Consider the following 8,639-nt stretch of genomic DNA (forward strand, 5'->3'; position numbering starts at 1 on the left):
GAACATCCAGCGTCCCGCCCTCCGCCACCGACTGGTTCCCGATGGCCCCAAGCTCGGGAGCACGGTTTTGTCCTGGGATAGGCGTGCATACAGTGGACGTCACCAACGGGCCCCCGCCAAGGCGGTATTCAGCGTACCCGCAGATCGTTGCTGTGCCACTCTGACTGCCTGGAACATTTACGCGATAGACGAGCGTAGCAGGGAAGCTCGGGATGCCCAGCCAGAAAAATTCCAGCGTCCCGCTCGAACCCGACGCCGGGGTGAATGCCATGCCAGGTACGCTCACAGGGCTGTTATACGTCCAGCCAGCAGGCAACGTTTCGTAAAGGGCCAACGCGGAGACCGTGCCCGAACCCTCCTTGCTGAAAGTCACCGCAATGTCCAGCGTTCCGCCAGGCACGTAATGATCCGACAGGGCAGCCCTATCTATCGTCAGAACCGTGTCTTGGGCACTTGCAAGGCAGGAAAAGGTGAAGAAGAGACCAAGCAGCACCACACCAGATACCAACGACATCCCGCGTTGTGATGGTCTACGCGTGTAACGCATTACTAGCTCCTTTCGACGAGTCCGCTGCACGACGAACCTGAACCTGACACCTAGTGGACACCAATCATGATGACGCCTGCTTGAGTTGCCAGGCATGATACCCTCACCACCATTCTGATTGCACCCCAAATCTCACGCCGGACTCGAAACGAGTAAGTTCCGCAGCGCTTCCGTCACATGAATAGCCCAGCTCTCAACCCCGAGAAATCCGCCTGCTCGTTGCGAGCAGTCTACACCACTTTCAATTACTGGCAAGTTCCATGCCCGTTGCGTATAACCACAGGCATATCGAATGACTGTTCCCAGCTGGTTGACAAGGCCAAATCGCAGAATCACGGATTCCCCCTCCTATTGTTCGTGGTTTGCGGGACTGATAAGGAGGAAATGCCCTCATGTTTTCCGGAAGGCAAGTAATTGCAATAGGATGCTAAGCAGACTGGTGCGCCTCTATGCAGACTTGAGGCTAAGATTACGGTTTTGAGCAAGAGGTAGACCTTTTCACTCTTGATAAACTATTTCCTTCTTTGGTCAAATCTTGGTCACTCGGTACTCAGCCGGCCACATCTCGTTATGTGTTGACAAATATGCGAATACTTCCATCCAAACCATGGCCGGAGCAGGAGACTTTCCGCCCCTCCGAATCAGTAGATATGCATGAAGGCCCACAAGAAGCAGAACGTTTACGAGAATCAGGCCGTGACCGTTTTACCGAACGCGGATATTCTGTTGCCGCCCCGAATTCGGCGCCCCCCCGAAAACAAAAAACCCCGGAAAAGAAAGTCCTTCCAGGGGTTTCTGTGTCTATGGTGCCGAGAGGGGGACTCGAACCCCCAAGCCCTTTCGAGCACATGGTCCTTAGCCATGCGTGTCTGCCACTTCCACCATCTCGGCGAATAAGAGTGAATTATACCGTCTGGCAGCATGGCATGCAACCTTGTACCGTGCCTTGTGCCGGGGCCTTCGTGCCATGGCCCTCCGACGCGCCGGAAGCCGGTTTCACCCACGCCTCAGGTGGTTTCCAGACAGTCGTCGATGATTCCCCAGAGGTCTCGGACGCCTTCCTTGGATTCGGCGGAGTAAAACACAATGACAGCGTCGTCCTCGAGTTCGAGTTCCTCACGGATCTGTTTCAGGGCGGGTTTGCGGTCGCGAGCGCGCAGCTTGTCGGCCTTCGTGGCGACAATGAGCGCGGGAACGCGAGCCGCGTCGAGCATGTCCAATAAGGCATGGTCGGCGTCATTGGGCTTGTGCCGGGCATCGACAAGATGCATTACCAGGCGCAGCTGTTCCCGTCCGGTGATGTATTCGGTAATCGAGCGTTCCCAGGACATGCGCTCCTTTTTCGAGACCTTGGCGAAGCCGTAACCAGGAAGGTCGACGAAATACACTTCCCCGTTAACGTCAAAAAAGTTGATTAGACGGGTCTTGCCAGGTTTCTTGCTTGTCTTGGCTAGTCCGCGCCGGTTGAGCAGGATGTTGAGCAAGGTCGATTTGCCCACATTGGAGCGCCCTACGAAGGCAATCTCGGGGCGCATGTCGCCGGGATAATGTTCTGGACGCACCGCGCTGGTGACAAATTCCGCGTGGCGAACTTTCATTTCTTCTTCCGCTTCCAGCCGAACGCCACCGCCAATGCTTCGTCGATGTGCTCGACCATAACGAAACTAAGGTCCTTCTTCACCTCGTTGGGCACGTCGCGCAGGTCTTTTTCGTTTTCCTTGGGAAGCACGATGGTTTTTATACCCGCCCGGTGCGCCGCGAGAACCTTTTCTTTCACGCCGCCCACAGGCAGGACGCGGCCCCGCAGGGTGATCTCGCCCGTCATAGCCAATGCGGGCTTCGGCGGCTTCTTTTTCAAGGCCGACAGCAACGATACTGCGATGGGGACACCGGCGGACGGACCGTCTTTGGGAATGCCGCCCTCGGGCACGTGCACATGCACATCGAACATCTTGGCGAAGGTCACGGGGATACCCAATTGGCTGGCATGAGCCCTCAGGTACGTATAAGCCGCCTGCGCCGATTCGCGCATCACCTCGCCCAACTGTCCGGTCAGCGACACCTCGCCCTTGCCGCGGGCGAGGCTGGTCTCGATATGCAGAATGTCGCCGCCGACAGCGGTCCACGCGACGCCCACGGCCACCCCCACGCCGGGCTTGGTATCGGCGCGATTCTCGAGATAGTCGGGCGGCCCAAGCAGTTCGCTTACACGGCTCTCGTTGATGACCATCTTGCGGTTTTGGCCTTTGTCGACGACCCGCACGGCCACCTTGCGACAGACGTTGGCGATCTGCCGTTCGAGTTCCCGCACGCCGGCCTCCCGCGTATATCCTTCGATGATGGTTCGAACGCCCTTCGGCGTGAAACGGACAGCCTCCACGTCCAGCCCGCATTCCTTCATCTGTTTGGGCACCAGAAAGTGTTGGGCGATCCGTTCCTTCTCGAAAGCCGTGTAGCTCGATAGCCGTACGACTTCCATACGGTCGTGCAGCGGCGCGGGAATTTCGTATTCGTCGTTGGCGGTCGTGATGAAGAACACTTCCTGAAGATCCACGTCCACTTCGAGGTAGTGGTCGCTGAAGGCGTGATTCTGTTCCGGATCCAGCACCTCGAGCAGGGCCGACGACGGGTCGCCCCGGAAGTCCATGCTCATCTTGTCCACCTCATCCAGCATGAATACCGGATTCTTGACGCCGCCTCGGGCCAGTCCCTGGATAATTCGTCCCGGAAGGGCCCCTACGTAGGTGCGGCGATGACCGCGAATCTCGGCTTCGTCGCGAATGCCGCCGAGAGAGACCCGCACGAATTTTCGCTTCATGGCACGAGCGATCGACTTGCCGAGTGACGTTTTTCCCACGCCTGGCGGGCCCACCAGGCACAGTATCGGACCCTTCGACTTTCGGTTCAGCTTGCGGACCGCCAGGAACTCGAGGATGCGCTCCTTGACTTTCCTGAGACCGTAATGGTCTTCGTCGAGGATTTCTCGAGCTTCTTTGATGTCGATGTCGTCGCGGCTGCGCTTGCTCCAGGGCACATCGACCAGCCATTCGAGATAGGTCCGGATAACACCGCTTTCAGGACTCATCGAGGGCGTGCGTTCAAAACGCCCATACTCGCGGAGAGCCTTCTGGCGGACTTCCGCGGGCATGCGCGCCTTCTCGATCTGCTTGCGCAGGTCGGCAAACTCGTCCATTCCTTCTTCGCGCGCACCGAGTTCCTGTTGAATCGCTTTCAACTGCTCGTGAAGGTAGAACTCCCGCTGGCTTCGGTCCATTTGGTCGCGAACCCGGTCACGCACCCGCCGTTCGATGTCCATGAGATCGTTTTCGCGCATCAGGAGGGTCGAGATGTGTTCGAGACGCGCCGAGGGATCGAGTTCCTCGAGCAGTTCCTGCCGCTCATTGGCGCTCAAGGGCAAATAGGCGCAGATCAGGTCACCCAGAGTCGCGGGCTCCGGTATGCTTTGAAGTGAGCCGACGACTTCCGGGGATACCCGCTGGCTGGCGTGGGCGTACTCTTCGAATTGCCGGAGCGTCATCCGCATGTATGCGGTGGTCTCCTCATTGACCTCGACGTGCTCGACCTCGACGCGCTCGACCTGTACCTCGGCATACCCGCCTTTGCGGGAAAGCCGAAGCACCCGGCCACGGGCAAGACCTTCGATGACCACTTTCATCGTGCCGTCGGGCATGCGCAACGTCTGCAAAATGTTGGCGGCGACTCCGACGCGGTATAGGTCGTCGACTCCGGGCGACTCGACTTCCGGGTCTGTCTGCGAACACAAGAAGAGCGGGCGTCCCGAAGAAAGGCTCTCTTCCACTGCCGCCACCGATGCCGGCCTTCCTACGAGCAGCGGCACAACCATCTGGGGGAAAACAACCACATCTTTTAGCGGCAGAAGCGGCAGACGATCGGTGCGTTCTTGTTTCTTGGATGCCATTCTGACTTCCTTACTCAGGTGCAAATACCACTACGCGTATGATCTCATCCCAACGATGCAGGAAATGTCAATTTGACGGCAGGCCGGTCAAGTCCAGCCCTCACAAAGCGGGACCGGAGGAACGCGGTGTTCCTCCGGTCCGACAAAGACCCTCTCGCGCGAAAACAGTGAAAATGGGCTGGGCCGCTGACAAAGCCCTTAGGCCGAGGCCGAGGACTTGCCCTCCTCGGGACGCCCTTCAGCCTCGTGTTCATAGACAAGCAACGGCTCTTCCTTGTTGAGGATAACTCCCGGAGTGATGATGCACTCGCGAACGTCCTTTCGGGAGGGAATCTCAAACATCACGTTTAACATGGCTTGTTCGAGAATGCTGCGCAGACCCCGCGCGCCCGTGTCTTTCTCGATGGCATAGTCCGCGACAGCGTCGATGGTTTCCTCGCTGAAACGGAGCTTGACATTCTCCATCTCGAAAAGCTTCTGATATTGGCGCATGATGGCGTTCTTGGGCTCGACCAGGATTCGCCGGAGGTCCTCTTTGCTCAACTCGCGCAAACTTGCGATCACTGGGACACGGCCCGAGAATTCGGGGATCATGCCGAACTTGATCAGGTCTTCAGGCTCGACCAGCTCAAGCAATTCGCCCGTGCTGCGCTCATGGCGCGACTGTACATTCGCGTTGAAGCCCATGACATTTTGCCGGGTCCGCCGCTCGACAATCTTCTCGAGCGAATTGAAGGCGCCCCCGCAAATGAACAGGATATTCGTCGTATCTACTTGAATACACTCTTGTTGGGGATGTTTGCGGCCGCCTTGAGGCGGCACATTCGCAATCGAACCCTCCAGAAGCTTCAGCAGCGCTTGCTGCACACCCTCGCCCGACACATCGCGCGTAATAGAGGGGCTGTCGCCTTTGCGCGCAATCTTGTCTATCTCATCGATGTAGACAATGCCAGTTTCTGCGCGGCCCGGATCGAAGTCCGCAGCCTGCAATAACTTAAGTATAACGTTCTCAACGTCATCGCCCACGTATCCCGCTTCGGTCAGGGTCGTCGCATCCACCACCGCGAACGGCACATCCAGCATTTTCGCAAGGGTCTGGGCCAGCAAGGTCTTACCACAACCCGACGGACCGATGAGCAGCACGTTGGACTTGTGAAGCTCGACCCCGTCGATTTCTCCACCTGATAGAATGCGCTTGTAGTGATTGTGAACCGCCACGGAAAGAATGCGTTTGGCCTTTTCCTGACCAATCACATACTGCTCAAGATAGTGGAAGATCTCGTCCGGGCGAGGAACCTTCAGGCCTCGAGACACCCCCTTGCGGGCGCGGTCTTCCGCCACGATTTCCGAGCATAGCTGGACACACTCGTCGCAGATGTTAACTTCTGGCCCGGCAATGAGTTTGCCGACTTCGTCATGACGCTTCCCGCAGAAGGAACAGGTGGGGACGTCACCTCGCGTGCGATGTGGAGCCATACATACCTCCCTTGGTGACGAGACTGTCGACAGTTGTTATAGCATTGTTAGGCGATTTTGTCAACAGTTTTCTCGCCCAGGGCATTCAATAAGGTACTGCTTCTTCCTATATTTAGCAGGATAGCCGCGTTTTCTGCAAGTTTCATCCCGCCCCGTCGGGCGCGGCAGCGGGGCCCACTGGCCTTGTACTTATTCACACTACCTTTTTGATAAGCTCTTTTCTGACTGTGACTTAACGGCTTCGCGGCGGAGTATTTCGTCCACCAGACCGTATTCTTGTGCCTCGCGGGCATCCATGAAGAAATCGCGGTCGCTGTCACGGCGGATGTTTTCGATGGGCTGGCCGGTGTGGCGAGCCAGGATTTCATCGAGCATTTCGCCGACACGGACGATTTCCCTGGCCTGGATATCAATGTCGGAGGCCTGCCCGTGTGCGCCGCCCATCGGCTGGTGCAGCAGGAAACGGGAATAAGGAAGCGCGAACCGTTTTCCGGGAGAACCCGCAGCCATCAAAACGGCGCCCATGCTTGCAGCCTGTCCGAGACAGATACATGAGACATCCGGTTTGATGTATTGCATCGTGTCGTAGATGGCCAGACCCGCAGTGACACTGCCGCCCGGCGTGTTGATGTACAATTGGATGTCCTTATCAGGATCTTCCGATTCCAAGAACAGAAGCTGCGCAATCACGTAGTTGGCGACATGGTCGTCGATCGGGAAGCCGAGGAAAACGATACGTTCCTTAAGCATCTTGGAATAGATGTCGTACGGCCGCTCGCCACGGCTTGTATCTTCATAGATCGTGACTGCCCGGAGATCCAGGGGGTTTCGTAGATACTCATGCATCATTGGCGTCTTCTTGCGCCTCCAACTCTTCTTGCTTGACAGCCTTGTCCTTGACCTTGGCGTTTTCCATGACCAGTTTCATCGCCTTGGCGCGGTACAAGCGGCCCTCGGTCCGGCTGCGGCGATCGCCTTCCTCAAGATAGCTGGAAACCATATCCGACTGCACACCAGCGCGCATGGCGATTGAGGCGACTTCCTGCTCGAAATCTTCGTCCGTGACCTCGATACTCTCTGCTTCACCAATCTTGTTAAGCGTTGTGATGCGTTTAACGTCGAGTTCGGCCGTCTCGCGGGCTTTCTTGCGCAGTTCGTCCTCGCGCGCCTCGATATCCGCCATCGAGGTGCCCGTCTGACGAAGCCGGGAAACCTGTTCGCGGTACATGTCTTCGCCCAATTCGTCGAGGAGGCTCTTGGGCAATTCGTACTTGCACTTCTTCATGACGGCGTCGAGCGCGCGGCTCTCCGCAATTGCGTTGCTCTGCTCGGCCGCGTTCTCGCTCATCTGCGTGCGGATTTTCTCCTTCATATCGGCCACGCTCTCGAAGCCCGCCTGTTTGGCAAACGAGTCATTCAGCTCCGGCATCTGGCGGCGTTTCAGTTCCTTTACCTTGATACTAAAATCCGCCTTCTTGCCTCGAAGTTCCTCGTTGGGCAGATTCTGGGGCAGAGACACGGTACAAGAGACCTCCGAACCGGGTGAACTGCCGAGCAGCGCCTTCTCGAACTCAGGGAAAAACCGCTTGGTGCCGAGGATATACGGATAGTCGCTGGCCGAACCACCGGCGAATCCCTCGCCGTTTACCGTCCCCTTGAAATCAATGATGACCTGGTCGCCATCCGCCGCCGTGCCGTCGCCGAGGGTCTCGAAAACCGCATAGCGCGAACGCAGATCCTGAACGGCCACATCGACTTGCTCGTCTTCGACCGCAATCACAGGCCGTTCAACGCTGACGCCCTTGTACTTGCCCAGCTCCACGCGCGGCGCGACTTCGAACTTGAAGGTGAACGTCAGGGGCTCATCTTCCGGACGCTCCTTCTTCTCCTCGAGCCCATCGATATCCGGCATGCCCAGAGGCCGCAGCTCTTCGTCTTTGATCAGTTTTTGAAACGCAGCGCTTACAAGCTTGGCCTCGACTTCCCCCTTGACAATCTTGCCGAACTTCTTCTCGATGAGTTTGCGCGGCGCCCGGCCAGGGCGGAACCCCGGTACTTCGGCTTCCTTCTTCAGCTCGTCGATCATCTCGGCCGATTTCTGGTTTTTGTTTGCAGGCGGAATGGTGACCTTGACTTCGTAGGCGCAGTCGCCCTTGTAGTCGACTTCGAATTGTGGGTCTTCTACGAAATCGTCCTCTTCCTCCTCCGCCGTCCCGGCAGTGGCTTCCTTCGTTTCTTCCTCAGCGGCCGCCACGGTTTCATCCTGTTCCGGCTGCTTTTCGTCTTCGTGCTTTTTCTTTTTTTCTGCCATGGGGTCTAATCTACCTTTGTCAACGTTGCCATCAGGCTTGCACAGCGTTTCCCTTCGGTACATGGTGGGCGAGGCGGGACTCGAACCCGCACACCTTGCGGCACTGGATCCTAAGTCCAGCGCGTCTGCCAATTCCGCCACTCGCCCGCGGGTTCACCCGCTTCCAACATGCCATATCACTCAAGCGCGTAGCGCCATTCTAACACGGCATCCTGCCTTGGGTATCATGCCCGAGCCGGCAAAAAGAGAGTGGCTGGGGAGCCAGGCTTCGCCAACTCCCCGAACGGCGTCCACGCCCACAATCCAAAACCGAAAATTGATGTTACCATAATAAAACCAAGGTTTTCAACACGTTGTCGCCGCTC

General features: G+C 57.4%; 6 protein-coding genes and 2 tRNA genes. All 8 read right to left on the reverse strand.

The window, feature by feature from the left end; translation table 11 throughout:
* Positions 1–547: hypothetical protein (locus tag PLJ71_21935; GenBank protein HQM51351.1), on the reverse strand; the 547-nt coding region annotated here is incomplete at its 3' end.
* A gap of 804 nt (positions 548–1,351) precedes the next feature.
* A tRNA-Leu gene (locus PLJ71_21940) sits at positions 1,352–1,438 on the reverse strand.
* 116 nt (positions 1,439–1,554) lie between these two features.
* Positions 1,555–2,145 carry a ribosome biogenesis GTP-binding protein YihA/YsxC gene (gene yihA / locus PLJ71_21945; GenBank protein ID HQM51352.1) on the reverse strand — a complete coding sequence of 197 codons (591 nt, stop codon included), beginning with the start codon at positions 2,143–2,145 and terminating at the stop codon, positions 1,555–1,557.
* Positions 2,142–4,487, reverse strand: coding sequence for an endopeptidase La (gene lon / locus PLJ71_21950; GenBank protein HQM51353.1), 2,346 nt, complete (start codon positions 4,485–4,487; stop codon positions 2,142–2,144). Before lon ends, yihA begins: the two co-directional genes overlap by 4 nt.
* Before the next feature lie 198 nt (positions 4,488–4,685).
* Positions 4,686–5,963, reverse strand: a complete 1,278-nt coding sequence (gene clpX / locus PLJ71_21955; protein ID HQM51354.1) for an ATP-dependent Clp protease ATP-binding subunit ClpX — start codon at positions 5,961–5,963, stop codon at positions 4,686–4,688.
* Positions 5,964–6,161: 198 nt separating this feature from the next.
* Positions 6,162–6,812, reverse strand: a complete 651-nt coding sequence (locus PLJ71_21960; protein ID HQM51355.1) for an ATP-dependent Clp protease proteolytic subunit — start codon at positions 6,810–6,812, stop codon at positions 6,162–6,164.
* Entirely contained in the window at positions 6,802–8,274 is a 1,473-nt protein-coding gene (gene tig, locus PLJ71_21965; protein HQM51356.1) for a trigger factor, read from the reverse strand. The genes PLJ71_21960 and tig overlap by 11 nt, the downstream gene beginning before the upstream one ends.
* A 62-nt stretch (positions 8,275–8,336) precedes the next feature.
* Positions 8,337–8,421 (reverse strand) — tRNA-Leu (locus tag PLJ71_21970).
* Positions 8,422–8,639 lie beyond the last annotated feature (218 nt).

It is taken from the genome of Candidatus Hydrogenedentota bacterium (assembly GCA_035416745.1).
Taxonomy (GTDB): Bacteria; Hydrogenedentota; Hydrogenedentia; order Hydrogenedentales; family SLHB01; genus UBA2224.